General features: G+C 45.4%; 26 protein-coding genes. 9 read left to right on the forward strand and 17 right to left on the reverse strand.

Annotation, left to right across the window (positions count from 1 at the left end; translation table 11 throughout):
* Positions 1–374: 374 nt before the first annotated feature.
* Positions 375–3,749, reverse strand: coding sequence for a DNA polymerase III subunit gamma/tau (gene dnaX, locus QUB04_RS28125; protein ID WP_333289569.1), 3,375 nt, complete (start codon positions 3,747–3,749; stop codon positions 375–377).
* A 539-nt stretch (positions 3,750–4,288) separates the two neighbouring features.
* Here dnaX and QUB04_RS28130 point away from each other — a divergent pair.
* On the forward strand, positions 4,289–5,200 hold the full coding sequence (locus QUB04_RS28130) for a hypothetical protein (RefSeq protein WP_333289571.1): 912 nt from the start codon (positions 4,289–4,291) through the stop codon (positions 5,198–5,200).
* Between the two features lie 17 nt (positions 5,201–5,217).
* Here the strand turns inward: QUB04_RS28130 and QUB04_RS28135 are convergent, their stop codons facing one another.
* Together QUB04_RS28135 and devC are read right to left on the reverse strand one after the other, a co-directional pair.
* Positions 5,218–5,940, reverse strand: a complete 723-nt coding sequence (locus QUB04_RS28135) for a DevA family ABC transporter ATP-binding protein (RefSeq protein WP_333289573.1) — start codon at positions 5,938–5,940, stop codon at positions 5,218–5,220.
* Positions 5,941–6,058: 118 nt separating this feature from the next.
* The gene (devC, locus tag QUB04_RS28140) at positions 6,059–7,219 is read right to left on the reverse strand and encodes an ABC transporter permease DevC (RefSeq protein WP_333289575.1); all 1,161 of its coding nucleotides are present in this window, start codon (positions 7,217–7,219) and stop codon (positions 6,059–6,061) included.
* A 3-nt stretch (positions 7,220–7,222) separates the two neighbouring features.
* Between devC and QUB04_RS28145 the strand changes: the two genes are divergently transcribed.
* Positions 7,223–7,384, forward strand: coding sequence for a hypothetical protein (locus QUB04_RS28145; RefSeq protein WP_333289577.1), 162 nt, complete (start codon positions 7,223–7,225; stop codon positions 7,382–7,384).
* 53 nt (positions 7,385–7,437) lie between these two features.
* Here QUB04_RS28145 and QUB04_RS28150 read toward each other — a convergent pair whose 3' ends face one another.
* Entirely contained in the window at positions 7,438–8,718 is a 1,281-nt protein-coding gene (locus tag QUB04_RS28150; RefSeq protein ID WP_333289579.1) for a transposase, read from the reverse strand.
* Between the two features lie 79 nt (positions 8,719–8,797).
* Here QUB04_RS28150 and tnpA point away from each other — a divergent pair, with 79 nt between their 5' ends.
* Positions 8,798–9,205, forward strand: a complete 408-nt coding sequence (tnpA, locus tag QUB04_RS28155; RefSeq protein ID WP_333207103.1) for an IS200/IS605 family transposase — start codon at positions 8,798–8,800, stop codon at positions 9,203–9,205.
* A 135-nt stretch (positions 9,206–9,340) separates the two neighbouring features.
* Here the strand turns inward: tnpA and QUB04_RS28160 are convergent, their stop codons facing one another.
* Both QUB04_RS28160 and QUB04_RS28165 read right to left on the reverse strand, forming a co-directional pair.
* A complete protein-coding gene (locus QUB04_RS28160) occupies positions 9,341–10,984 on the reverse strand; it encodes an HlyD family efflux transporter periplasmic adaptor subunit (RefSeq protein WP_333289581.1) in 1,644 nt (547 codons plus the stop codon).
* Positions 10,985–11,055: 71 nt separating this feature from the next.
* A complete protein-coding gene (locus QUB04_RS28165; protein ID WP_333289583.1) occupies positions 11,056–11,793 on the reverse strand; it encodes a phycocyanobilin:ferredoxin oxidoreductase in 738 nt (245 codons plus the stop codon).
* A gap of 128 nt (positions 11,794–11,921) precedes the next feature.
* Here QUB04_RS28165 and tatA point away from each other — a divergent pair, with 128 nt between their 5' ends.
* Positions 11,922–12,113 carry a twin-arginine translocase TatA/TatE family subunit gene (gene tatA / locus QUB04_RS28170; protein ID WP_190660552.1) on the forward strand — a complete coding sequence of 64 codons (192 nt, stop codon included), beginning with the start codon at positions 11,922–11,924 and terminating at the stop codon, positions 12,111–12,113.
* Positions 12,114–12,174: 61 nt separating this feature from the next.
* On the opposite strand, the gene panB is transcribed toward tatA, so the two are convergent.
* From panB to QUB04_RS28200, 6 genes are all read right to left on the reverse strand, one after another.
* On the reverse strand, positions 12,175–12,951 hold the full coding sequence (gene panB, locus QUB04_RS28175) for a 3-methyl-2-oxobutanoate hydroxymethyltransferase (RefSeq protein ID WP_333289586.1): 777 nt from the start codon (positions 12,949–12,951) through the stop codon (positions 12,175–12,177).
* A 111-nt stretch (positions 12,952–13,062) separates the two neighbouring features.
* Positions 13,063–13,479, reverse strand: coding sequence for an aspartyl protease family protein (locus QUB04_RS28180; RefSeq protein ID WP_333289588.1), 417 nt, complete (start codon positions 13,477–13,479; stop codon positions 13,063–13,065).
* Between the two features lie 351 nt (positions 13,480–13,830).
* Positions 13,831–14,631, reverse strand: a complete 801-nt coding sequence (locus tag QUB04_RS28185; protein ID WP_333289590.1) for a hypothetical protein — start codon at positions 14,629–14,631, stop codon at positions 13,831–13,833.
* Positions 14,632–14,732: 101 nt separating this feature from the next.
* Entirely contained in the window at positions 14,733–15,167 is a 435-nt protein-coding gene (locus QUB04_RS28190) for a hypothetical protein (protein ID WP_333289592.1), read from the reverse strand.
* A gap of 64 nt (positions 15,168–15,231) precedes the next feature.
* The gene (locus QUB04_RS28195; protein ID WP_333289594.1) at positions 15,232–16,989 is read right to left on the reverse strand and encodes a serine/threonine-protein kinase; all 1,758 of its coding nucleotides are present in this window, start codon (positions 16,987–16,989) and stop codon (positions 15,232–15,234) included.
* A gap of 315 nt (positions 16,990–17,304) precedes the next feature.
* Positions 17,305–17,454 (reverse strand): hypothetical protein, encoded by a 150-nt coding sequence (locus tag QUB04_RS28200; protein ID WP_333289596.1) that lies wholly within the window; start codon positions 17,452–17,454, stop codon positions 17,305–17,307.
* A gap of 160 nt (positions 17,455–17,614) precedes the next feature.
* Between QUB04_RS28200 and QUB04_RS28205 the strand changes: the two genes are divergently transcribed.
* The 3 genes from QUB04_RS28205 to QUB04_RS28215 all read left to right on the forward strand — a co-directional run bounded on the left by QUB04_RS28205 (position 17,615) and on the right by QUB04_RS28215 (position 19,972).
* The gene (locus QUB04_RS28205) at positions 17,615–19,045 is read left to right on the forward strand and encodes a form I ribulose bisphosphate carboxylase large subunit (RefSeq protein WP_333045238.1); all 1,431 of its coding nucleotides are present in this window, start codon (positions 17,615–17,617) and stop codon (positions 19,043–19,045) included.
* Positions 19,046–19,181: 136 nt separating this feature from the next.
* Entirely contained in the window at positions 19,182–19,592 is a 411-nt protein-coding gene (gene rcbX / locus QUB04_RS28210; protein ID WP_333258351.1) for a RuBisCO chaperone RbcX, read from the forward strand.
* Positions 19,593–19,636: 44 nt separating this feature from the next.
* Positions 19,637–19,972: a ribulose bisphosphate carboxylase small subunit gene (locus QUB04_RS28215; RefSeq protein WP_190745620.1), complete on the forward strand. Its 336-nt coding sequence runs from the start codon at positions 19,637–19,639 to the stop codon at positions 19,970–19,972.
* A gap of 80 nt (positions 19,973–20,052) precedes the next feature.
* Here the strand turns inward: QUB04_RS28215 and QUB04_RS28220 are convergent, their stop codons facing one another.
* The 3 genes from QUB04_RS28220 to QUB04_RS28230 all read right to left on the reverse strand — a co-directional run bounded on the left by QUB04_RS28220 (position 20,053) and on the right by QUB04_RS28230 (position 22,407).
* Entirely contained in the window at positions 20,053–20,694 is a 642-nt protein-coding gene (locus tag QUB04_RS28220) for a restriction endonuclease subunit R (RefSeq protein ID WP_333289598.1), read from the reverse strand.
* 245 nt (positions 20,695–20,939) lie between these two features.
* A complete protein-coding gene (locus QUB04_RS28225; RefSeq protein WP_333289600.1) occupies positions 20,940–21,173 on the reverse strand; it encodes a hypothetical protein in 234 nt (77 codons plus the stop codon).
* Between the two features lie 10 nt (positions 21,174–21,183).
* On the reverse strand, positions 21,184–22,407 hold the full coding sequence (locus QUB04_RS28230; RefSeq protein WP_333289602.1) for a hypothetical protein: 1,224 nt from the start codon (positions 22,405–22,407) through the stop codon (positions 21,184–21,186).
* 220 nt (positions 22,408–22,627) lie between these two features.
* Between QUB04_RS28230 and QUB04_RS28235 the strand changes: the two genes are divergently transcribed.
* Positions 22,628–22,897, forward strand: a complete 270-nt coding sequence (locus QUB04_RS28235) for a hypothetical protein (protein WP_333289604.1) — start codon at positions 22,628–22,630, stop codon at positions 22,895–22,897.
* 127 nt (positions 22,898–23,024) lie between these two features.
* Here the strand turns inward: QUB04_RS28235 and QUB04_RS28240 are convergent, their stop codons facing one another.
* On the reverse strand, positions 23,025–23,399 hold the full coding sequence (locus QUB04_RS28240; RefSeq protein ID WP_006632950.1) for a hypothetical protein: 375 nt from the start codon (positions 23,397–23,399) through the stop codon (positions 23,025–23,027).
* Positions 23,400–23,661: 262 nt separating this feature from the next.
* Here QUB04_RS28240 and QUB04_RS28245 point away from each other — a divergent pair, with 262 nt between their 5' ends.
* Positions 23,662–24,231: a Uma2 family endonuclease gene (locus tag QUB04_RS28245; protein WP_333289606.1), complete on the forward strand. Its 570-nt coding sequence runs from the start codon at positions 23,662–23,664 to the stop codon at positions 24,229–24,231.
* 7 nt (positions 24,232–24,238) lie between these two features.
* Here QUB04_RS28245 and ruvC read toward each other — a convergent pair whose 3' ends face one another.
* A complete protein-coding gene (ruvC, locus tag QUB04_RS28250; RefSeq protein WP_333289608.1) occupies positions 24,239–24,772 on the reverse strand; it encodes a crossover junction endodeoxyribonuclease RuvC in 534 nt (177 codons plus the stop codon).
* Positions 24,773–24,849: the final 77 nt, after the last annotated feature.

Consider the following 24,849-nt stretch of genomic DNA (forward strand, 5'->3'; position numbering starts at 1 on the left):
TTTAAAGCTTAGTCTGGTCAGAATGGCCTGTTAGATTTCTCTTTCAAGCCTCACGCCTGATAGCTGAGGTTTCTGACATTGTCAATAAGTCTTTTAGGGCGGGCTCTCCTGCCCAACCCATACTCCCCACAAGAAAATTCACTCTTTGTGGAACAGGCATCTTGCCTGTTCTTGAGCATGGTACAACATATCATATCGTTTCCGGTTGCATCGAAATTATTAGTAGCCGAAATTAGGAGACGGCAGTGCCGTCTCCCTACCCAAAATAACATTGTAGGGAGATGGCACTGCCGTCTCCTCTATCATGTCCAAGAGTGCAACCGGAATTGATATCATATCAAGCCAATGCCCAATGCCCAATGCTCAATTCTCATTTACCAATCAATAAAATCATCCTCACCTAACTCAGAAGATAACTCGGAAAAATCCGGTTCAGATTCCAATCTAAAAGTTTCCGACTCCCAAACCTCCAAGTCATCCGACAAATCGACTACTTCCCCGTCAAACATATCAGCCAACTTCCTAGTCGAATTCGCGACATCTCGCGCATCATCACGCACCGCTATAGCCTGAGCGTTAAAGTCATTTTGAGAGTCTGTAGAACCGTTTGTGGGCGATGATCGCGATTCGGAAATTGCCGGCACATTAACGGCGGTATTTTCAGCCGCTGGCGGGTGTTTTTGTTCTTCTCTACCCTTGCCCAAAAAATCATCTGTAATTTCAGAAGCCGGCGAGTTCTGCACCTGTTGGCCAGCATCACTCACAGGATGAGAATTCCTGGGATTTTCGCCACCAAGTCCGTTAGAAGTGGGCAAATCCTTGGCGCGGGAACTTTTAGTTTCAGCGGGATTTGTCAAGCCCACTTTTACGGTAACTCGACGGTTGAAAATTTGCAAAAAAGCTTCTTCAATATTAGCTACTTTGTCTTTAACCATATTGAGCAACGGCTGCGAACTAATCTTAACATGAGCAGTATCATTGCTAAAAATTACTAGCTGTCCATGTTGGCGAAGCAGCGATTGAGTTCCATGCGGCCGCACGCGGTCAAGTACCTGTTCCCACACTCGATTTAAATCGATTTCATCGGCTGAATTAGCAGGTGAATAATTTGTTTGATTCGTTTCAGCAGTTGGTACAGGTGCAGGAATCGCTGCCGGAGGTGTGCTTTCTATTCGATTAGCCACAGACGGCGACTGCGGCGGAGGAGTTTGCGAATTGGGAACTGAAGATTGTTCAATATTAGATGTCTGGCTCCCCGCCGATTGTAGGGGCGGTGCCCCCGTGCCCGCCCTTGGTTGGGGGGGGTAATTTTGTGGTGATGGAGCAACATTTTTCGCTGGTTCGCTTGTTGGTTGCTGGTGAGTTCTAATTGCTGAAGGCAACAATCCCAACAGCGTTACTTCCAGCCACAAACGCGGCTGAGTGGTGTTTTTAATTTGCACTTCGTGGGTTTGCAAATGTTTCTGACCTGCCAAAATCAACTCCGCATCCCAATGGCGGGCAAAATCCCCCAGTTTTTCCCAAGTTGCAGATGTTAAAGCTACTAAATCTGACCGTTTCGGTGCAGCTTTGGCTATTAGCAAATCTCGGTAAAAACTTGCGAGACTTTGCAGCACAATTAGCGGTTCCCGACCGCGATCCATGAGGTGGCGAGTCATGTCTATTAGTGCTGTAGCGTTATCTTTGTCAATAGCTTGCAGCAAATCCATTAAGTCATTTTCGGGAACTGCGCCGACTAAATCCCAAACTTTTTCAACTGTTACTTGACCGGGAAATAAGCTCAGTTGGTCGAGCAAACTTTCGGCATCTCGCAGACCTCCTTGGGCGATTTGAGCAACCATTTGTACTGCATCACTGGCAATATTGATGTTTTCTAATTGGGCAATTTTGTGCAAGTGAGCAATCATTGCTTCGAGGGGGATGCGGCGAAAGTCGAACTTTTGGCAGCGAGAAATAATAGTTGGTAATACTCTTTGTGGGTCGGTTGTGGCGAGGACGAATACAACGCGATCGGGCGGTTCTTCTAGGGTTTTGAGTAGAGAGTTGAATGCCTGGGTGCTTAGCATATGGCAATTATGAACCAGAAGACCGTTAGCGACAAAATTGTGGTTGTCTTCTACTTCAATATCATAAACTCTCTTGACCCCAGCGACTTTTACAGATTCGACTGTCTCCAAACTTGTAATCCATTGAAGGGATTGAATATTTTTTAAAGTCTGATACCCATTTTCTACTGGTTTCAGCACCCATGTGTATGTAGTGGTAGGTTTTACAGGTGTTAGACCTTGTGTAAAATTTAGTTGTTGTTGGGTATCCCAAACCTGTAAGCCAATTGGCAAGAAGTTGATTTTCTGCCCTAGAATATCCTTCTGTATGAATTTGGATGCTTGGACTTCCTTCTGGGGAAATGCTGAGCGAGCCATCATCCATGTACCACCAAGCAAGTCCTTCTGGAGTGACGCGATCGAGCCAATCCATTGTGACGTATTTTCCGTTTCCGTTGGGTTTAACAGCGTCAAAGACATCTCTAAGTTGGGGATGGCAGACGGTGTTGCAACAGACTGATATATTTCCGTATCCTCGGTTAGGTGTAACTCGTAACTTTGGTCGCAGTGTCGAAAGGCAAGAAGCTTTGTATTCCAACCATTCCCGCTGCTTTTCTCCGTGTGTCCAGCCCAATCTTGGAAATCGGCTATATTTATTTGGGTAGGTGATAAAACCGTCTCCAAGTAATGTTCCGTAGATGAGTCCGAGTGTTTCTGGTTGCAAAACTTCGGCATTTGCCAAGAACTTTTCCGTTCTTGCATCCCAAAGTCCATGTCCTTTTTTATACGGATGTCGCTGCCAATGAGACTGAATACTCTTAATCCCTTTGCCTTTTTTTTGTAAAAAGTCTGGTATTTCGAGTTGTTCTCCACAGCCACACGCACAGAGAGGTTGGATGGCTTGAGCCTGTTCCAGAATAGAGGCCAAGTCGTAGGATTTTTGTCCGTAGGTATTCCCGTAAAATTGATGTCCTCTGGCAAATCTCCGCAAGCGTCCATCTGTTCCAATTTTGTGAATGACGGTGCCGCACCCACATTCACAGGGGATAGTATCTTCACTCCTTCTTTTACGTCTTTTGCTCGTATCCATCCCTGTTCTGTCCTGATTGGATGATGGCCGGTACATCTGATTTCTCGGTTGGCGGTTTTAATCACCAGTGTTTGTTTTTCCCCTCGGTCTAACCACCTCAAAACTTTTTTAAATTCCCAAACTTCTGAAGTTTCGTTATAGCTGAGAACTTGTTTTCCTTTGATGTTGGGATTGTCGATCCGCATCAGACCTTCGCTAGTTTTTACCTGAGAATCACCGGTCAAACACTCGTCGATTACATATACTTTATAACGGCACTGTACGGGGGAAAATTGAGCTCGTTCGATCAAATCCCGAATGTTATCTACTCCGGTGTTGCTGGCGGCGTCAATTTCTATGACATCTAGCGTCGAACCTCGGGCAATTTCTTGGCAAACGTTGCATTTGCCGCAGGGTGTGGGGGTGGGGGCAACCGTAGAAATACAGTTGAGGGATTTGGCGAAAATTCTGGCACTGGAGGTTTTACCCGTGCCTCTGGGGCCGGTGAATAGATATGCTGGTGCTATGCGCTCTTGCAGGATGGCGCTGGTGAGGGTTTGGGCGATCGCCTCTTGACCGACTAATTCGGCAAATGTCTGAGGGCGATATTTGTGGTGCAGGGGTTCGTAGGTCACGATCGAATATTGGTGGTATTAGCTGTAATCTTAGCTAAGGAGACGTTGTTCGATCGCAAAGAGAGCTCGCCTCTGACAGCAAGCCGCCCGGTGGGCTTGCAAGGCGGGAGTGAGGGCACAGTAGGAATTATCACTCTCCCAACGTCCGCCCCTCGATCGTCCGGGCGATCTGCTGTTCTCCTTGAGGTTTTCCGCTGCTGGCTCCCAGAGTTACTATTAATTTATGTGTATTTATTTTTATTTTTCTAGAAAGGGAGACCGCCGAACAAACATTTTTTTTAGCTATCTTGGTATAATATATTACAGACAATTCACCATTTCTATTGGCCAGTGCCAGCGCGCGATTTCCCGATATTTCGGAAACCGGCTTGCAGTTAAAGATAAAGTATTAATTAGAGGGTGCGTGTTCCAGTTGCAGAAATCCAGTTGTACCAAGATGATGGTGGAATGATGTCAATGTTGGTTGATCCAGTTGCACTACCAGCTCTACTCTGGAGTCCTGTATAAATATAGCGTCAAATTTTACCCTTTAAAAGCCCATGTCAACCCAAATAATCCTTGTAGAACCAAGGTTGGCAGTAGCCTCTCCCAAACCTAAAAAGGCTAAACCCGGAGATCCGTCCTCAGACCAACTCTTAATAGGAGGGGCGGGATTACTGTTGTTATTGCTTATCGGTTTAGCGGTGTTTACCAAGCTAAAACTCGACGATTTGAATAAAAAGCTCAAATTTGAGGAGTTTAGAAATCGAGAACTCCAGAAAAAATACAAAATGGCTCTGGAAACCATGTCAAAGATGGAAAAGAATCCCGACCTTATCCACTCGCGAGACTTTAATTTAGACTACCTGAGAATGCGGATGGCGGAAGAAGTATTTCACTTTGCCATTGTGAACCAGATCAAGGTAAAAGTTAAAGAAAAAATTAGTATTGCCCTGCGTCCGACTCAGGGTGCAGTGGGAGATAAAAACGGGAATGCCGGCAGCGGCAGGCAAGTAGATTCGATGTTTGATATCGAATACGAAACTGGCGATCCGGCGGTAAAAATAGAAAAACGTGTGCTGTTTCGGATTCAAATTAAGCTGATGAAACTGCCGACTCAGGCAACATCGGCGACAATTAATCAAATTATTGACTGTTTGGAAACTTATCTGAGTCCTTCAGACGACCACGACAGTTGGCAGCCGACAATTCAAGGTCGCATCGTTCATATTGAGTGGGATCAAAAAGCCAAGCCGACGCCGATGTTGGTGCTGGAACAGTCGAATGAAGGGGTAAATGTTACCTTTAGGACTACGAGAACGCCCGCTGGTAGACCTGCAAATGACCTTGAGAGCCAGTTGACAGGAGCTAAAGGTCAAAAAAGTGGCAAAAGTAGTTCTAAAACTCCAGCCAAAGGTGCAACAAAAAGTCCTGCCAAGGTAGGAGGAAAGCGTCCCGGTTCTCGGAAATAAGTTGAGGTGGGTTAATTTTATTTTCCCGAAAGAACGCCTGTGGCAGCCGCTGTTGATGTATCTTGTGCGAGGTAGCCGTCTTCCATGTGAATAATGCGATCGGCTATATCTAAAATGCGGTTGTCGTGGGTAACAAGCAAAATAGTGCAGTGCTGTTCTTTGGCCAAACCTCGCATAATTTCTACCACATCTCGACCTGATTTACTGTCTAGGGCTGCTGTGGGTTCGTCTGCTAATACTAATTTCGGCTGGCTGACTAATGCGCGGGCGATCGCAACTCTTTGTTTTTGTCCGCCAGAAAGACTGTCGGGGTAATAATCTATTCTGTCTCCCAACCCCACAGCTTCCAGCATTCCCTCTATTCTATCATTAGTTTCTTGGCGAGAAAGATGGCTGTGCAGTTCTAAAGACATTTGCACGTTTTGCCTAGCTGTCAAGCATTTGAGCAAATTGTGACCTTGGAAAATATAGCCGATGTCGCGGCGGACGTTAACTAATTTATTTTTCCCCGTTCCCCGCAATTCTTGGCCGAGAATTTTCAGACTACCTTCTTGGATCGATCGCAAAGCTCCAATCAAGGTTAACAATGTTGTTTTACCAGACCCCGAAGGCCCTGTCATCAGCACAATTTCGCCCGGATAAATTTCGAGGTTGATGTCAAATAATGTCTGTTTGCGAAGTTGACCTTCGCCGAAGGAATGATTGAGGTTTTTAATTGAGACAACTGGTAAAGTATTCATGGTTATCAGTTATTAGTTATCAGTTATTAGTTATTAGTTATTAGTGGTTTTTTATTTCATAATTCCTCCTTCTTCAATCCGTGTATCCGTGTCAGAATCCGTGTCGTGCCTTCCTTCCTTAAAAAATATCCGCCGGGTCAGCCGCCTGCAACTTCCTAACTGCGATCGCCCCCGACACAGAACACATGATCACTGTCATTGCAAACACAGTTACAACTTTCCCCAAAGTCATGTACATCGGTAAACTCGTAGCAGTTCTCGCTAAATTGTAAAGCACCACAGAAATCCCAAGTCCGGGCAAATAGCCCAGGATTGCCAAAATTAAAGCCTCTTGAAAAACCACACTCAAAAAGTAACCGTCTTTATATCCCATCGCCTTTAACGTAGCGTATTCTGGCAAATGGTCATTAACATCAGTATAGAGAATTTGATAGACAATCACGATGCCGACAATAAATCCCATAGCCGCGCCGAGAGTGAAAATAAATCCGATCGCCGTGCTTTCCTCCCAATATTTTCTCTCAAAAGCTACAAACTCTTCTTTAGAAGCAATTGTCACGTCTTGCGGTAAACTTGCCCTCATTTTTGCAATCACTGCCTTGACATCAGTTCCCGGCTGCAAGTGAACAATTCCGACATCAATTAAGCCTCTAGTTCTTCTACTGTGAAAAATCCGCAGAAAGTTCAAATCGCTGGTAATAATATTGCCATCTGCACCGAAAGATGCTCCTAAAGTAAATAACCCCTCTACAGTAACGCGACGGTTATCTATTTCAGTTTCCACAGGCTTTCCCTGGTTGAAATATTCTGCTACTGGCCCAAACTCCGGCCGGGAAGCTCGATCGAATAAAACGACATCTGAAATTTTGATTTTGTCCAAATTATTTTTGACTTCCGGCAGCTCAAAGATGGGACGAGCGGGGTCAAAACCGATTACCATCAGTTGGCGGGTATTGTTTTTGTCTGGGGCGGGATTTTTCCACAAACCAAAGCCTAGATATACCGGGCTGATTCCGGTAACGCCATTAAAACTCAAAGCTTGATACAAACGCCGTTGGGGAAAACTTTTCATGGCTATTAAAGCCGTAGACTGGGTGCTGGTGATAAAAATATCCCCTTTTAATTGCGAGTGAAAGCTGATGGAACTTTCAAACAGCGCATCTCTAAATCCAAACTGGATAAACATCAGCAAGTCAGCAAATCCAATGCCGGCTAGCGCGATTACTAAGCGCATTTTTTCGCGAGTTAACTGTGCCCAAGCTAGCGGTATTTTTGCCATACAATGAAGGAAGAAGGAAGAAGGAAGAAGGAAGAAGGAAGAAGGAAGGAGGAAGAGGGAAGAAGGAAGGAGGAAGAGGGAAGGAGGAAGAAGCAAGGAGGAAGAAGCAAGGAGGAAGAGGGAAAAGGGAATAAGGAAGGAGGAAGAGGGAAGAACGAGTATTGACACTCAAGCGGGCTAAAGCCGCTGAGATTCTGCTGACAGATTGGCTTTAGTTATTACCAAAGCCTAATTCTCGCTACGGTGGTCAAACACCGCCTACTCAGTCGGTCAAGTTTTACACCCAACTTACTGGCTACTTTTCTTAGAATATTACTCGAACCGTTTAGATCTGCGTTAATTACAGTTCCATCGGCAGAGCGATACAAGCCACGTTCAATTCGTTTTCCCGATGCTTTCCACTCAGGCGGTTTTTCACCGTACCTGGGTAGGGAGTCTCCATCAAGAAAACTAGCCTTGGAGCTGTATGCTTCTTCTGTTTCAGTAAACTTGATACCGTGCAAATTGCACAATTGGCTCAGCCGATCTTTCAATTTTCCTAACGGCATTTGAACAAACTTCTGATTGTTCAGTTTACCCATATCGGCATTGGACTTAAAACCTTGGTTCCATCCAATTACTAGATTGCCAATCCCATGCTTCAAGCAGTGGGAAACAATCAACTTCGCAGCTTTATTGATGCCATCGCGCATTTGGTGATTGCGCTTGCGAGTTACGCGGTCTAGCCAGCTATCCCAGTAACCCGTGGGCTTTCCTTCCTTTCGGGTTGCTACCTTTTTGTTCCAGAGCTGATTTATCGCTTTCATAACACGAGCATCAATCAAGAACGAATTTCCCAGCGTATCCACACAAGCTGCTAAATTGTCAGCAGTTCCCAAATCAATTGATAGCGCTTGGCTAAAATCTAAAGCGTGTTGCTGACATTCTACTTCGTAAGACATCTCCAAGTAGAAAGCACCGTTCTTCGGAAGAATTGTAAATTCTTTAACCTTTGAGTAGTCAATGTTTGACGGCATGGGTAGAAAGAATTCAGAAACCCCAAACCAGCGCCGTACTGTTAAGCCCAGGGAAAATCTCAACTGGTCGCCGACAAGCGCTGGCTTTAATCCACCAGAATTTGGGTAGGCGACTTTAAACAATTTAGAACCTGTTAAATAGCTCGGAGGCTTGGGTCTAAAATGCAATTGACCTTTGCTGTACAGAGCTTTTAACTCTTTGAAGCTTTTGAACGCCTCTGTAACCGACATCAAAGTTTGTTGCATAGGCGTTGAAGGCAGCGACTTAGCAACCATCGACTTGGCGATTGACGGTTCAAAAGATAAGTCAAATTTTCCGGTCAGCAACCTTCCCGTTTTGAAAAAGATTTGGCGAGCAAAATAGACAGCGCTGTTATACAGCTTGCCAGATTGTCGGCAAAGATAAATTAACACTGCCTCAACTTCTTTGGTAGGAGACAGCAATACTTGCTGTACTCCCATCGTTTTTTTGACTTTAGTCACCTCTTTTTTCCGAAATTTAGTTGATTTATTTAGTTTAGGTGAGTATAGTGGATAAGTCAATTCATAACAACAAAACTTTATGTTGCCACTTCCTGAGTACCAGACTCACAACCACGTCAAATTCCTACTTAATTACCATTTTGTGTTTATCCCAAAACGCCGGAAAAAAGTTCTGGTTGGCAGTGTAGCAACTAAGCTGCGTGAAATATTTTTAGCACTTTCAATCGAGAAAGGTTGGGATATTTTAGCTCTGGAAGTAGCGCCCGATCACGTACACTTATTTGTAGCGGTTAAGCCGATGGATACTCCTGCGTTAGTTGTCAAGGCATTCAAGGGACGTTCTAGTCATAATTTAAGGGCTGAATTTCCAGAATTAAAAAAGCTGCCATCTTTATGGACGAGCAGCTATTTTGTTAGTACCGCAGGCAATATTAGTAGTGAAGTTGTTAGGAAATACATCGAAGATCCGCATCACTCTGCTAATTAAGAAAGACACGGGGACTGAAGTCCCCCGAGTCGCTTCCCACGAGCGGGCTGAAGCCACTGAGTTTCCCGCATCCCGTATTAATTTTTATGAGTAACAAGCTCGATCGCTCCTCTGACCAATTACCAATTACTCATGTTAGATGTCTATTTTAACTTCTACTTGCAAGTTTGTTAGGGTTGCAACTTTCTTGCTCGATGCCGGATCGAGGCGAATTCTTACTTCGATAACTCTCGCGTCGGTGTCGGCGGCGGGGTCTGTATTGAGGACATCTTTTTTGCCGATTTGTTTGCCAATGCGATCGACTGTTCCTTCCAAAGTGCCTGCAAAAACCGGGCTGGTGACTGTTGCGCGCTGGCCGTTTCGCACTTTGGCGATGTCGGTTTCGTAAACTTCTGCTACGGCGTACATTTGGTCAGTGCCGCCTAGTTCTACGATGCCGTCTTGAGTGTTGACACGTTCTCCTTGTCGGCTGTGAACTTTGAGGATGTAGCCGGATACGGGTGCTTTGACGTAACTTAAGTTTAAGTCTACTTGAGCTTTTTGTTTGGTGGCGATCGCACTTTCTACGGCGGCTTGGGCTGCTTGCACATCTTCGGGACGTACTTCGGCAATTTGGTCTAGATTTGCTTTGGCTTGATTGATTTCTTCTTGGCCGGTTTCTGCTTTTTGTTTGAGTATTGCTTCGGCTTGATTGATTTGTTCTCGTCCTGTTTCTATCTTTTGATTTAAGGTGGCTCTGGCTTGGTTAATTTCCTGCCTACCTGTTTCTAACTTGCGTTTGAGATTGGCTCGCGATTGATTGATTTCCTGCTGGCCTGTTTCTAATTTTTGTTTGATTGTTGCTTTAGTTTCGACTATTTCCTCACGCAAAGTTTGCACGGTTTTTTCTAATATGGCTTCAGCTTCTTTGACTCTCTGGCGAGCCGTCTCTACTGCTAAGCGTTTGGTGTCGTAGGCGGAAGCAGAAATTGCGCCTGTTTCGGAAAGTTCTTTGTTGCGTTGTTCCTCGGCTTCGGCGTTGGCTAATTCGGCTTTTAGCCGATCGACTGTAGCATTTTGAGAGGCAATTTCGCCGCGCAATTGAGCTTCTAACCTAGCCAATTTGGATTGCTGCACCTCTGTTTCTCTGTCTAGTTGTGCCTCAAATTTGGCAAGATTAGCTTGTTCGGCTTCGGTTTCTCTTTGCAGTTGTGCTTCAAACTTGGCGACGTTAGCTTGTTCAGCTTCGGTTTCTCTTCGCAGTTGAGCTTCTAAGCGGGCGACATTCGCTGCTTCGCCTTCGGTTTCTCTTTGACGTTGAACTTGAAACTTGGCAACTTCTGCTTTCCCGGCGCCGACAACGCCTGTTTTTGCGCCTGCTTGAATTTTCGCTAATTCTGCTTGTTTGACTTTGACTTCTTTGTCGGCTTGTTGGAGGATTGCTTGGAGCCGATCGCGCGTATCGAGAACTGCTATGATTTGTCCTTGACTGACTCGATCGCCCTCTTCCACCTGCAACAGTTCAATTCTTGCTCCCTCCGACGCCGAAGGGGCGGACAATTTGATAACTTCCCCCTGCGGAGTCAACCTACCCAAAGCTGTGACGCTGGTGCGGGTGGAGGCGGGAGTTGCAGCAGCCGTTGCAGCAGCCGCCTTTAACTCTTCGGCTTTTCTAATTTGAGATACTTGCCAAAAACCAACTCCTGTGGTAATGACAGTGGCGGCGATCGCTAAACCGATGATTCCTCGCCCTGGGGGTTTTAAAAATGATTTATCCTTGATCCGTGATTCCTTTACCATTACTTATAAAGTAGGTGATTTCCTGATTAAGTTTTTTCCCCCTACTGTAAAGTATTGTAAACAATTTTCAGCTATTTAGGGATATCAAAAAGCACCTCGGTCATGTAATGTTCTGCCCAATCTTGACCGAAAGCTTTTTCGAGTACGCGGCGGGTTTTGTCGTTTTGCTGCTGCTGGGTGCAGTAGTAAATTTGAGCGTCGAGAATTTCCGATGCTTCGGCGGCAGAGACTGGTTCGGAAGCGACTGCGTGTTTGCAGTGAATTTCAACGTAGGATTCAACAATATCCAAAAACCGACTGTTTTCTTCGATCGACTCTGGCCGCACAAACAGACAAAATTCTGAGAAAATATCCCCCCATTCGGGAATTTGGCGGGGAGAAGAAAATTGCTTTAGCGGCAAAATTCCCAGTTGGGTTCGGTAGGGTTCCGACAAAGTTCGATCTCGATTGAGGGGAGAAAGGTCTGCGATCGCGGCGCTAACTTGGCCTTTGCCTGCTACGATATCCGTACCGAACATCGGCAAAGCATAATTCGGTCTGGGAAACATCACGCAGTGCAGAATGTCAAGCAAGGGCCCGACTTTAGCGAGTTCGAGGTGTATTTTGCGGAACTGGGGCGTTTGATAGCAGCGGTTTTCAATGATCAGTTTTTCTCCTTCCAAGCGGCCTTCTACGTATCCCAACTCAGCGGGCAGGTGGTAGGGATCGAGGTCGAGATAGCGGTGCCATACTGCTTCCATCCGGTCTGCTAAATCGCGGATGAGATGGTGTTGTTGCTCGCGCAGAGAAGGCTGGGATGTTTCTAACATTCTTATTTATCGTGCGATAGCTTAATAAAACTTGATTCTACTGTTGCAAGATGCAGGAAAAAAGGTAGATACTTTAACAATATCAGTAGATTGACTTACGATCGAGCAAGTTTTACAGGAGTTTTTGTATGTTTGGTCTGGGATTGCCCGAAATGGGCATTGTTGCGGTGGTTGCCATACTAATTTTCGGGCCCAAGAAGATTCCTGAGTTGGGAAATGCTTTGGGGAAAACGCTGCGGAGTTTTAAGGATGGCATCGGTCAATCTGAGGATGAAGCTGTTGAGAAGGATAAAGAGGAAGAGGGCCAGCCGAAAGTGTAAATTAGGTTTGTAGTGAGGATTTTAGTCCTGATTTTTAAGGGTTCAAGCCCTCACTACGAAGCTATTCGGGAAATTTGCCTTCTCTCACTTCAAGGGAATAATCTTTCACAGCTTGGGTAATTGTTTCTCGCAAATTGGCGTAAGCTTTCGCAAAAGGCGGCTGTTTTTCGGAAAGTCCCAATAAATCGGAAGTAACTAAAACTTGACCGTCGCAGTGCGGCCCGGCGCCGATACCAATGGTGGGAATAGTTAATTTTTGGGTAATTTGAGCGGCTAAGTCTGCGGGAATGTGTTCTAAGACGATCGCAAAGGCACCGGCTTCTTGAAGCGCGATCGACTCTGCTATGATGCGATCGGCTGCTTGGGCCGTTTTTCCTTGTTTTTTATAACCGATTTGGTGTACCGACTGCGGAGTTAAACCGACGTGTCCCATCACCGGAATTCCGGCGGATGTTAGCTGCGAAACTGTGGCGGCCATTGCTGGATATCCACCTTCCAATTTTACAGCTTGAGCCCCTGTTTCTTTCAAAGCTCTCCCGGCAGAGTGCATGGCTTGCTGGGGACTTTCTTGGTAAGTCAAAAACGGCAAATCGACCACAATTAATCCTTGTTTAACTCCACGGCGCACAGCTTTAGCGTGGTGCAGCATTTCATCGAGGGTTATGGGTAGGGTTGTGTCGTAGCCTAAGACTGTCATGGCGAGGGAATCGCCGACTAGGATGATATCTACGCCTGCTTGATCGATGAGTTGGGCGATCGCATAATCATAAGCTGTCAGGGCAACAATTGACCGCCCTTGTTGTTTCCACTGAATTAATTGATGAGTAGTGACTGACATTTTCGTTGACTCTTAGATAATTAGATATTTAAATAATTCGGCGGTTGGAAACCGCTTCTTGTCAAACCAAGTCCGCCTGCGCGGACTAAAGAGATGGACATTATCTGGATTTTACACCCGAATATAACTTTGGTTTCCCTCAGCCGGCCAAACAATCAACCGCTGATTTTTCAAGTCCGGTTCTAAACCCAAATCTTCGAGGGGAATTAAGCCGAGTAAAGGTTCTTCTCCTGCGGGAATTTCTACACAATCATACCTGCCTTCTCGTCCAGCTACGGCAAGAGTGACATCTTTGAACAGACGAAATTTTCTGGTTCCTATTGCCGTATGTCCGTCGATTTCACCTAGCATTGGCAAACCCAACTGACTGATAATATCTGCTGGTAAGCAGAGTCGAGTTGCGCCTGTATCGACTAAGACGTTATCGATGGTGATAGAGCGTATTTGCTCTGCGGGGATGAACCCTCTTTCTCCCAGAATTTCATCGATGTGATTGGTGACGGTTATTGTTGCGGTGACTCGGCCCATTTTTTTATCCTTTTGTGTTCCTAGAGAATGTTTTCGTTGCTTTTTGACTAAATTATCTACAATCTAGGCTGCCTCTTTAACATTTTAACAATATTTGTAACTAAAAGCGCTGTTGTTCTTTATTGTTGAAATTGGATTGACAAATATGGCAAGTTAATAGCAAAAATGCTCTCTAATTATTGAATTACGAAGATTCTGCCATTCTTGATTGGAACCAGCGAGTACGAGGGCTATAGCTAACGCACACACCCCTAAAAAGTTCGATTTTGACTTAATTAAAAGTGATTTAATTACCACGATTAAACCCTATAATAATTATCCATTTCCCCGATATAGCTGGTGAGATATCTTTTATTTCCATCCATCTTTAGAACAAGAAATACCTCCCGTTTTCGGTGCTAGAGTAGATAAACACCAATAATTTCTCCCATCAAACACAACGCCTTTTTTGATATATTGTAGCTCACAGAGAGGTTGCCACTGTCGCTCGATATTAGACTCGTCATAATATCGATATTGTTTTCCCTTAACCTCTAAACCCTGATCCGTACCTCCCAACCAATAACGACCTTCTTCAATTATGTTTGATGACGATTTTTGTTGAGGGCTATCTGTCTTTTTCTCAATCCACCAATTCCTCACAAAACGTTTTGTATTTTCAGAACCTCTTGTCGTAGCGACTATAACTAGCAGTTCTCCTTGTTGATTGATAAACTCAAAACGACAAGGCCCCTCTCCTGTACCAGAACAATCCTTAATCTCTTTATATCCTAAATCAAATAGCTCTTTAACCGAATGATCTCTGAGGTTAGGTTGACCCTGTAAGTTTGGCTGCCACCGTTGTTGAATCAGGATTTGGCGCGCCTCTTTGTATGGCATACCTTGTTGAAGAGGTATTTTTTTTGGGGCATTTACAGAATTTTCAAGGCTGACTTGAACTTTTTTATTTAAAGCCTCGATAGTTGAATTTTCTGGTGGATTATTTAGGTAATTTTTTTTAGTTGTTGTATCGATGTTTGCACTATTTATGCTGGGAAGTTGTTGCTGTGTGGCAGCATCCGCCAAACTTGTATATCCAATGGCGATTAGTCCCATCAATGGTGCAATAATTATGGTTGTAATAAGAGTGCGATCGCATATCCAATTTTTCATACTCATCGGTTTAAAACCTTTCTTTTTACAGAGTTGTGTAGAGATGACCTCTACTCTAGGAGTTATCTTCGATAAATGCTGCGCTGTAAGGCGATCGAGTCTCACAGTCCACAATTAGAAATAAACATTTCGCGTCGAATTGCTGACCATTCACTAATGCCGATTCGATCGCTTTTGGGAATTTGCTGTCCGGTTCGTTGAGGATGGCGGCTATAAAAAATTGTATCTGCAAGTAAATCGTAGGTTTGCTCGTAGGTTTCGCCGTTAATTGTCGTGAATTCCCATCCTGTCTCTTCTGGGGCTGGCCTAAAACAGACTTCTTGTACCGACTTAACTCGTGGATCGATCGCTTCGCGCAATCTCCGCCATTGATTGCTATATTCGCGATCGCCCGCTTGGAGTTTGCGATTGTTTAACTGAGGATTAACCCTGTAGAATAAGAAATCGGTCAATCGATCGACGGCTTGTTCTCGCGATTCGGCTTTGGCTAGATTGGGGCTGCTGAGGACAAGGGCGATCGCCAGAGCACCAACCATTGAAAATCTTGAGACAGACTTAATTGATAACCACTCGATTAGCATAGTGATTTGGTGTTAATTCCTACTTCCAACCCAACCACCTGAGCACGGGCACAACTAAATAATGACTGACTCCCAAACAAAGCCCGATCGCACTTCCCAACAAACCAAAAAACACAATCGAGCCCCAAACTTGCAGCCAGCCGAAGGTAACGTTAGACAGTGACAAAATCCCAAAGAAACTCCCCGGAAAAATGTTCCACGCATTCAGCAACAGAAACATTCCCGTAGAGAAAACAGCCACTACCAAAGCGTGAACTAATTGATGGCTCCGCAAACCCATTCCCACAGTCATAGAGGCGATCGCAAAAGCTCCCAAAATAACCCCCTGCACACCACTAGAAGCTGTTGCTTCCATCCAGCACAAACCCGCCAACAAATAGCCCTGAGCTCCCATCAATCCAGACAGCCAATACTGTTTTTGCTGGCGAAAACTCCCCGCATCAGTCAAACCGATCGCAGTTCCGAACCCCGCAAACCCAAACAGCAGCACTTCCGGCCCGACAGCGAAAGTCATGTTAGGAATTAATTGCTGCAAACCTTCATTCAGAAAACTGGCAATTTCCGGGCCAATAGGCGAAGCATAACCCAAAACCAAACCGCCGATCGCCCCCGCACTTCCACCAACGGCACCCAGCACCATTTCCCAGCCAGTATCCAGAGAAGCTACCACGATTTGGGCGATCGCGCCGAACAGCACAACCATCAAACTTCCCGTTTTTTGCGCCCCCGTCACCACTACTTGCCGACAGAATTCTACAATAGCTTGACCCATTGGGGCGATCGCGATTTTGCCCTTACTCCTAGCATAAATCTCCTGCAAACGCGCCCGAACATCCCCAGCCGTCGCCGGACGTTCCCGCACATTCGATCGCACCATATCGTCCAACAAATTCGCAAAAGGCGGACTCACAGATACAATGTGGCGCCACCGCAATTCCCCCGTCATCGGATCTTCAATTTCCGCCGGATACTTCCCCGTCAGCAAATGAATGCAAGTCCGCCCCAGCGCATAAAAATCCGTCGCCGGCACCACACCGCCGCCCACAATTTGTTCCGGCGGACTGTACCCAGGCGAAATCAACCGCGTCGAACTCGGAGAATCTTTCCCCCCGGATTCGACACCGCCCATTTGTTTAACTCCCCCAAAGTCGATCGCCACCAATTGCAGTCCGCCTAAACCCTTGCTTAGCAAAACTTGGGGCGATTCCGGGTCTCGCAGCATCAAATTTGAGGGTTTAATGTCACGGTGAATAATCTGACTCCTGTGCAACTCCTCTAAAATTTCCACAGCTTGACTCAGCCAACTAAACACCCATTCCTGCGGACATCCTTGAGGGTGCTCGTCGAGAACTTCTTCTAAAGTTTTGCCGTGAATCTTTTCCATTACCAAACAAGGCAGCCGCTTCGCCGCAGGATTTCCCTCCCCGCCTGCAAAATTTTGCGTTTGGACGTGAAAATAACCCTCACGATCGACTCTAGGGACGCCTGGGTGCTGCAAACCTGCCAAAACTTCAGCTTCTTGCTCGAACAGTTTCAGCGCTTTCGGGGCCGTTTCGAGCAACACTTTCAAAACGCGCTCGGTTTGAGTTTCTTTGTCCCAAACTGTGAAAATCGCTGCAAAACCCCCGGAAGCGAGGCTTTCTAGAGGCACATAGCGATTTTTTAGCTGCAGCGGAGCCCCGCAACTATGACAAAAATTGTTGCCCCAAGTCTGAGGGTAGGGCCTTGGGCAATCTGGATTGATGCAGTGGACGGCTTTTGAAGGGGGGTGAGGCACAACCAGAGTAAAAATGGGACTAAATATCCATACTAGACTTACGCGCAGCTAAGGCAGAAACCAGGTTTTCAGCGAGGTTAAATTGCTGTAACGACGGATTTGGTTTGAGAAACAAGCTTGCTCTTGCTGCACAAGCCCTGTCCATATTATGTGGTATCCTGTGGATTTTTGAGTTAGCGGTCTCAGATTCACGGGATTTTAGATTTTAGATTTTGGATTTTAGATTGCTACATACTGAATGGCAGTTGAGATCGATCTTAACTCCCAACCACAACTTTAGGTATTTCTAACTACTTCCCTCTGCCCCATTACCCATTACCAATTCTGATTTTTCAGTATTAAATTCTTTACATAAACCGTATTGATCCGCTGTTCGGCTTGCTGCACCATATCTTTCGCTCGATCGAAATTCCCCCCCGCTCTGCGATCCCCAGCCTTTCCTCCTGCATCCTTCGCCACAGGCATTTCATAAGATATGTTACAAATATTTGCCTAATGTAAAGCAAAATAAACAATACTTATGATGATTAAAAGAATATTAAAATTTGAGAGTGCCACTTTGTTGATATATTTTTAACAGCCTGCGATCGGGCAAAAAAATTAAGCGAATACTAGGAAGCGAGATATGGCTTACGCGCAAACCCAAACTCAATCAAAGGCTGGGTATAAAGCCGGAGTTCAAGACTATAAACTAACGTATTACACGCCGGACTACACGCCGAAAGATACAGATATTTTGGCTGCCTTCCGCGTCACACCGCAGCCGGGAGTTCCCCCAGAAGAAGCAGGCGCTGCTGTGGCTGCTGAATCTTCTACAGGTACATGGACGACTGTTTGGACTGACCTCCTGACCGACCTCGACCGCTACAAAGGTCGCTGCTACGACATCGAACCAGTTCCCGGTGAAGACAACCAATACATCTGCTTCATTGCTTATCCTTTGGATTTGTTTGAAGAAGGTTCCGTCACCAACTTGCTGACATCTTTGGTCGGTAACGTGTTCGGTTTCAAAGCTTTGCGCGCTCTGCGTTTGGAAGACTTGCGGATTCCCATTGCTTACCTGAAAACCTTCCAAGGCCCTCCTCACGGTATTACCGTTGAGCGGGACAAATTGAACAAGTACGGTCGTCCTTTGCTGGGCTGTACAATTAAACCCAAATTGGGTCTGTCTGCTAAGAACTACGGTCGTGCCGTTTACGAAGTTCTGCGCGGCGGTTTGGACTTCACCAAAGACGACGAAAACATCAACTCGCAACCGTTCATGCGTTGGCGCGATCGTTTCTTGTTCGTTCAAGAAGCTATTGAAAAAGCTCAAGCAGAAACCGGCGAAGTCAAGGGCCACTACCTCAACGTAACCGCCCCCACCTGCGAAGAAATGATGGAGCGGGCTGAGTTCGCTAAGGAAATCAAAACCCCCATCATCATGCACGACTACCTGACCGGTGGTTTCACTGCTAACACCACCTTGGCCAAATGGTGCCGCCGCAACGGTATCTTGCTGCACATTCACCGCGCTATGCACGCCGTGATTGACCGTCAGAAAAACCACGGTATCCACTTCCGCGTGCTTGCCAAGTGCTTGCGGATGTCCGGCGGCGACCACCTGCACTCCGGTACAGTTGTGGGTAAACTCGAAGGCGAAAAAGGCATCACGATGGGCTTCGTAGACTTGATGCGCGAAGACCACATCGAAGAAGACCGCAGCCGCGGTATTTACTTCACCCAAGATTGGGCCTCCATGCCCGGTGTCATGCCGGTTGCTTCTGGTGGTATCCACATCTGGCACATGCCGGCTTTGGTGGAAATCTTCGGCGACGACTCCTGCTTGCAGTTCGGCGGCGGCACCTTGGGCCACCCTTGGGGTAACGCACCTGGTGCAACTGCTAACCGCGTTGCTTTGGAAGCTTGCGTCCAAGCTCGTAACGAAGGCCGCAACTTGATGCGCGAAGGCGGCGACGTAATTCGCGAAGCTTGCAAATGGTCTCCTGAACTGGCTGTTGCTTGCGAACTCTGGAAAGAAATCAAGTTTGAGTTCGAGGCAATGGATACCCTTTAAGGATTTTTGGTTTGAGATTTTAGGTTTTAGGTAGCAAACTTGCTGTGGAGTCTTTATCTTTGAAGAAGATTTACAAGTAAGTTTGCATCCAAAATCTAAAATCCAAAATCTAAAATTTGAGGGGGCTGGGGTCAAAATGGATCTCAAACAAGTTGCGAAAGACACCGCTAAGGTGCTGGCAAGTTACCTAACCTATCAATCCGTGCGGATGGTGGTAGCTCAGTTGAGCGAAACCAATCCTCCTCTGGCAATCTGGTTGAATGAGTTTTCCACTAAGGGCAAAATCCAAGATGGAGAAGCTTATATTCAAGAGTTGCTTTTGGAAAATCAAGATTTAGGCTTTCGGATCATGACTGTGCGAGAGTATCTGGCTCACGATGTGACAGAATATTTGCCAGAAATGGTTTGTACTGGCATTCAACAGGCGAATATGGAACACAGACGCCAGCATTTAGAGCGAACTACGCAACTTAATTGGTCTGTTTCTAGCAGTAATCCTGAAACATCAATAGATTCTGAACCGAATCTGGATAATTTGTCGAGTTAATCGATCGACAAGTGCGATCGAACACACACCTTAGAGATACAAAAATGAAGACTTTACCTAAAGAGCGTCGTTACGAAACTCTGTCCTATTTGCCCCCGCTGACAGACGCGCAAATTGCCAAGCAACTCCAGTACATCCTGGATCAAGGCTACATTCCCGGCGTAGAATTCAACGAAACCTCTGCTGCTGAAATGCGCTACTGGACTTTGTGGAAGTTGCCTTTGTTTGGTGCTCGCAGCGTCCAAGAAATCATGGCTGAAGTTCAAGCTTGCCGTCAAGAAAATCCTAGCTGCTACATCCGCGTCATGGGTTTTGACAACGTGAAGCAATGCCAAGTGCTCAGCTTCATCGTCCACAAGCCTAACACCAGAGGCTACTAAAAAGTATTGGCTGGCTAATCTAACTTTTAGGTTAACAGTCATTGCAGATTGGAGGCGGGGAATTTTCTCTGCCTCTTTTTTTATAGTTTGCAAATAGCTTTTAACACTTGCAGCAACAAAATTGAAGGTTCGGCTTCCATCAAAGTCAAAAATGGCATTAGCTGATAGGTTGGGGGATTTCCTCTGCGGATATTGACGAACTGATAAAACTCTCCGCTAGTTGCCAGCCCCCAAACAGACTCTTGATATTCTAAACTTTTATAGGCGTAAGTTAGGAGTTGGGGCAAACCTGCGCGGGGAGCAATTAGACTATTTTTAGATTCTACTACTAAAATCCAAAATGGTATATCAGCGGCAATTTGTTTCTCTTTATTGATTGCTAAAATGTCTAATCTGCCTGTAATCGTTGTGTCTTCATCTTCTATAGTTATGTTAGCAATGTCTTGTTCTAGACTCATCTTGATTGGGCGGCGGTAGAAGCCAGCCAATCGCATTAAGGGAAACGTAGTTAAAGCCTGTACCAGTCCTTCAGAGACTCTTTCCACTGAGAGGTATTCGCGAAAATCGTTGCGGATTTGGGCGAGTTCTAACTGTTCTATCTCTGTTAAGGATTCTAAGGATAAAAAATTTGTGTACGTGTCATTATTAAGCTGCTCTTGGAATTTCAAAAATTGACTTACTTCACCGAGAGTTATATTTTTGGCGTTAATAGTTGTTGTCATATTTTGATAGGGATTTAAGTTTTAGTGATAATTATAACATAGAGATTGTGAGAGTCAATTTGTACCATTCTTAGGAACAGGCAAGATGCCTGTTCCACGACATATTAAGTTTCTTGTGGGGTATGCCGGAGAGCAGGCCCCTATTCTTAGGAACAGGCAAGATGCCTGTTCCACGACATATTAAATTTTTTGTGGGGCGGGCATCTTGCCCGCCCATGAAAGTGACAAAGGGGATAACTGCGAACCTAATCTATCCTTTCCATCACAATTCCATCAACTATTTCATAACCCCAATTAGAGTTGCGATTTGCCAACTGCTGGGCCATGTCATATTCGCCCAAATTGCAGAGTTCAACTAACTTTTGATATCCTGCATCTCTTTCTCGCTGCCACCTTTCCCGTCGCAGTTTTTCTCTCTCTTCCTCAGAAGGATTTGGTCGCTCTTCTCCCAGCGGATTAATATCGCTAACTCGTTTCATATCAGCCTCATTAAAAAGGGATTGATTCGACTATTTCACCGTCAACTATTTCGTACCCCCATTCTGGGTTTGCAGCGATTTGTTTTTCAACAATACTTCGACCGAGAGGAGTTTGGTAAGCTTTTTGCAAAGAGGAAATACTGGGGATTTCGCCGACTGTTGGCAGCTCTTTTTGTTCGTTTTTTGGCGGTTCAGCAATTGTTTCAGATGTGGAGTGATTTAAGGCCGATTGAGGCGCGATCGCCCCTAACTTCCGCATAACGCTATCCTTGGTGATTTGCGGTTTTTCGTTGAAGGAAGACGGCAGATATGGTGTGTCAACGCCCTGCTGTTTTGCTTTGAGTGCATCGTCGGCAAGGCGATCGCACTTTCGCAAAAAACCCTCCCACAAATCTTTGCCCAAAACCGGGTTTCTCAAGTCAGCACGGGCTTTAGAGACTGCGGCTTCTAGCGGTTCTCCTTTGTGGACGTAATACTGAATTCGCTCCTCTTCAAAAGCAGGATAAGGCACTTCCGGCTCGATTTCCCAATCCCGCTGGACTTTCTGACTTTCTCCTAAAGGAATTCCGGCGATAAATTCCTCCCAAAAAGTCGAGGTTAAGCCTTTTGTCATGCTGTCAATAATTTTAAATGCCCATCCAGAAGGATTGCCGAATCCTAAATTATGCTCTTGAGCATATGCTTCTAAAGATCGCTGAAACTTGTGCAATTCTTCTTGGGAGTTCCAAGGGCCGCTAAATCGGTAATTCGGGGTGACAGCAACGGCTATTTGCTGGCGGGGTTGCCCAAAATATTTGTCGGTTTTAACTACATGATTTGGGCGTGATGTTTCGGGGAATATTTCTACAGGGCGATTGTTGCTTTCGCGGCTTGTCTGTGGTATAATTCCCGCAGGATTGGATGTCCAAAAGTTATTGAGTTTTTCCTCGAAAGCGTCAATGTCCGCCCAGAGTTCTAGGGTGTCGGTGTTGGGATTTGTTAATTTTTCTTTCAGGAGCGATCGCACTTTGAGCTGCTGTATCGCTAATTCCTGTTCTTCCTGATTTAAACCCGTGGCTTTTTCTATTTCTGCGCCGTTAGTTTTCACCCATTCGCCGGAGTAGGAATGTTCTGCTTGCCATTGCAATAATTGGCACAGAAAAATACTGGCTGTGACTCCGCCGGTGATTTGGGCTAGTTTGGGATAGTAGATGGCGGGGTTTCCTAGATTTCCTAAAAATATTCCTATTTTCATTTTTTATATTCCTAATTCCCTTGAATAGTAGGGTGTTCTTCGGCGCACCTTACCTCGACTAAACTAGCATTGAGAAACTTAAGATTTTCTTTAAAGTTGTGTCTATTCCTGACTGAATGGAGTTTCTAGAGGAAAGACGGGGATCGCATATTCGATCGCCTGATTGACAGGAATCAGTTAAGCGTAATAATAAATTATTTACTGTACAGATACTCCCAAAATGAATCCAGAACGCCAAGAGGCTTATTTGAACTTAATCGAGCGAGTGCTTACCTGTCCCAACGGCCAAGAACCAGAGGTTTTGAGTTCCTGTTCCGATTTAATTGATGCGGGATTTGTGCAAATGCTAATCCAGATATCGGCTTCAATGGCCCGCGCAGGTGACGAAGATACTGCTAATTTTTTAGTGCAACTTGCTCGTTTGCTGGGGAAATCTTTGGGTTTGTCGCCGGATTTGATGGCGGCTGGGTACAGTAGTGCACAGGGGTAGAGAAAAAGTGCGTTAGCGAAGCCCTCGAAGAGGATCGCCTCGTTGTATCATGTTTTGAGAAATGAAGGCGATTCCCTACCCTTGGCGATAGCTTCGCTTCACCTAATTTTTCAATGCAGCGATGGCTTTACAGTTTATATTCTAGAGGTTCACAAAACTCATTCACCCCAGTTTTAAATACATAAATAATCACCGACGTTACCAAAATATCAGGGCAAATTTTGGCTGCAACTAAATCTCTAAATGCAGCATTCAATTGTCCGTTTGTCAACTCTTCTTTAACCTCAGATTTGCAGATAGCAACGCGGCATCTTTTGGCCAATCCGTCTAACCAATTTTCTGAGATATTCGGTTCTTGTCCGGCTTGAATTGCTAGAGATATCGCTGCATCTTCGATGTTACCTTCGCAATCTTCGATGGCGTCTAGGGCTTTGAGGGCTTCGGGATATTCGGCTAATTGCGAGCGAAATTGGGCAATTTGTTGTGAGGTAATAATCACCATATTATTTTCCTGGGTTCTCTGTTGGCGAGATAAGTTTAGGAGTTAAAGTTGCTATTATAGCATTTTTGTGTTTTGGGTTGGGATTGGGCGATCGAACTTAATTACATATTCAACTAATATTTTACACTTCGCAATAGTCGGGATCGGGCTTAAGCCCTCGTATTAAAGCTTAAGTCTGGGCTATGAGGAGTGATATTAAAATTGACAAAAAGCGGCGCTCAAATAGGTTAGTAGGACTCATATTTCTAGGGAGTTAGGAAAAATGACAACCGTTACTTTAAACTTAGATACTGTCGAACTAACAGACGAACAGTTTTACCGTTTATGCCAGATGAATCGAGATTGGCAATTTGAACGGACACCTAAAGGAGAAATCATTATTATGTCACCCGTAGGCGGAGTCAGCGGCAATCGAGAAGCCTATTTAATTACAGATTTGGGCTTGTGGAACCGTAAAACGCAGCTAGGGAGAGTGTTTAGTTCTTCTACAATTTTTCGCTTGCCTAATAATGGCTATCGAGCTCCAGACGCCGCTTGGGTTAGCTTAGAAAGATGGTCTGCTTTAACAGCAGAAGAACAAGAGAAATTTCCGCCCATTTGTCCTGATTTTGCCATTGAATTGCGATCGCGCCCAGACCCCCTGCTGCCGCTTCAGGAGAAAATGCAGGAGTATCTAAACAGCGGTTTACGCTTGGGTTGGTTAATTAATCCTCTCGACGAAAAAGTCGAGATTTATCGCCATTCTCGCGAAGTAGAGATTGTACAATTTCCTGTGAGTTTATCGGGAGAAGATGTCTTGCCCGGATTTGTTCTTAATTTGCCGATGATTTGATATTGCATCAAATTTTTCCTGTTTCCAACTCTATTTTCTTCGGACAAATATCATCATCGTACCAACCAGTCAAAGCCACCGCCAAAGCATCCGCCGCATCGTCGGGTTTCGGAATATAACCCAAATCCAACTCCCGCGCCACGGCCTCTTGCACTTCGGATTTATCCGCATTACCGCGGCCCGTCAAAGCTTGCTTAATTTGAGCCGGCGTAAACTCGAACAGCGGCACTCCACACTGCGCCAATACTAGGGTCAAAACGCCCCGCGCTTGGGCTACAAGTATGGTATTTCCCATCTTGTAAAAGAACAGTTTTTCGGCAATTGCTATATCAGGTTTAATCTGTTCAATTACCTCGTGCAAATCGTCGTAAATTGTTTTCAAACGCTGCCCCATTTCCTGTTTTGGCGTGGTTTGTATGACGCCGCAATCAATCATGGAAACGCTGTTTTTATCTTGTTTGCCAGGGACAATTTGACAACTAATTGCCCCGTAGCCAAGATTTGCTAAGCCCGGATCTAATCCTAAAATTCGTTTTTCCATTGCCAGAATTAGTAATTGGAAATGGGGAATTAGGTATGAAAATTTGGGAAGGTTTCATCACCACCAATTACCCATTT

The organism is Microcoleus sp. D2_18a_B4 (genome assembly GCF_036702475.1).
Lineage (GTDB): Bacteria > Cyanobacteriota > Cyanobacteriia > Cyanobacteriales > Microcoleaceae > Microcoleus.

Coding starts and splice junctions, on each gene's coding strand:
- QUB04_RS28130 (WP_333289571.1), top strand. CDS start 4,289: ATGTCAACCCAAATAATCCTTGTAGAACCAAGGTTGGCAGTAGCCTCT.
- QUB04_RS28135 (WP_333289573.1), bottom strand. CDS start 5,940: ATGAATACTTTACCAGTTGTCTCAATTAAAAACCTCAATCATTCCTTC.
- devC (WP_333289575.1), bottom strand. CDS start 7,219: ATGGCAAAAATACCGCTAGCTTGGGCACAGTTAACTCGCGAAAAAATG.
- QUB04_RS28145 (WP_333289577.1), top strand. CDS start 7,223: ATGAAGGAAGAAGGAAGAAGGAAGAAGGAAGAAGGAAGAAGGAAGGAG.
- tnpA (WP_333207103.1), top strand. CDS start 8,798: ATGTTGCCACTTCCTGAGTACCAGACTCACAACCACGTCAAATTCCTA.
- QUB04_RS28160 (WP_333289581.1), bottom strand. CDS start 10,984: ATGGTAAAGGAATCACGGATCAAGGATAAATCATTTTTAAAACCCCCA.
- QUB04_RS28165 (WP_333289583.1), bottom strand. CDS start 11,793: ATGTTAGAAACATCCCAGCCTTCTCTGCGCGAGCAACAACACCATCTC.
- tatA (WP_190660552.1), top strand. CDS start 11,922: ATGTTTGGTCTGGGATTGCCCGAAATGGGCATTGTTGCGGTGGTTGCC.
- panB (WP_333289586.1), bottom strand. CDS start 12,951: ATGTCAGTCACTACTCATCAATTAATTCAGTGGAAACAACAAGGGCGG.
- QUB04_RS28180 (WP_333289588.1), bottom strand. CDS start 13,479: ATGGGCCGAGTCACCGCAACAATAACCGTCACCAATCACATCGATGAA.
- QUB04_RS28185 (WP_333289590.1), bottom strand. CDS start 14,631: ATGAAAAATTGGATATGCGATCGCACTCTTATTACAACCATAATTATT.
- QUB04_RS28190 (WP_333289592.1), bottom strand. CDS start 15,167: ATGGTTGGTGCTCTGGCGATCGCCCTTGTCCTCAGCAGCCCCAATCTA.
- QUB04_RS28200 (WP_333289596.1), bottom strand. CDS start 17,454: ATGCCTGTGGCGAAGGATGCAGGAGGAAAGGCTGGGGATCGCAGAGCG.
- QUB04_RS28205 (WP_333045238.1), top strand. CDS start 17,615: ATGGCTTACGCGCAAACCCAAACTCAATCAAAGGCTGGGTATAAAGCC.
- rcbX (WP_333258351.1), top strand. CDS start 19,182: ATGGATCTCAAACAAGTTGCGAAAGACACCGCTAAGGTGCTGGCAAGT.
- QUB04_RS28215 (WP_190745620.1), top strand. CDS start 19,637: ATGAAGACTTTACCTAAAGAGCGTCGTTACGAAACTCTGTCCTATTTG.
- QUB04_RS28220 (WP_333289598.1), bottom strand. CDS start 20,694: ATGACAACAACTATTAACGCCAAAAATATAACTCTCGGTGAAGTAAGT.
- QUB04_RS28225 (WP_333289600.1), bottom strand. CDS start 21,173: ATGAAACGAGTTAGCGATATTAATCCGCTGGGAGAAGAGCGACCAAAT.
- QUB04_RS28230 (WP_333289602.1), bottom strand. CDS start 22,407: ATGAAAATAGGAATATTTTTAGGAAATCTAGGAAACCCCGCCATCTAC.
- QUB04_RS28235 (WP_333289604.1), top strand. CDS start 22,628: ATGAATCCAGAACGCCAAGAGGCTTATTTGAACTTAATCGAGCGAGTG.
- QUB04_RS28240 (WP_006632950.1), bottom strand. CDS start 23,399: ATGGTGATTATTACCTCACAACAAATTGCCCAATTTCGCTCGCAATTA.
- QUB04_RS28245 (WP_333289606.1), top strand. CDS start 23,662: ATGACAACCGTTACTTTAAACTTAGATACTGTCGAACTAACAGACGAA.
- ruvC (WP_333289608.1), bottom strand. CDS start 24,772: ATGGAAAAACGAATTTTAGGATTAGATCCGGGCTTAGCAAATCTTGGC.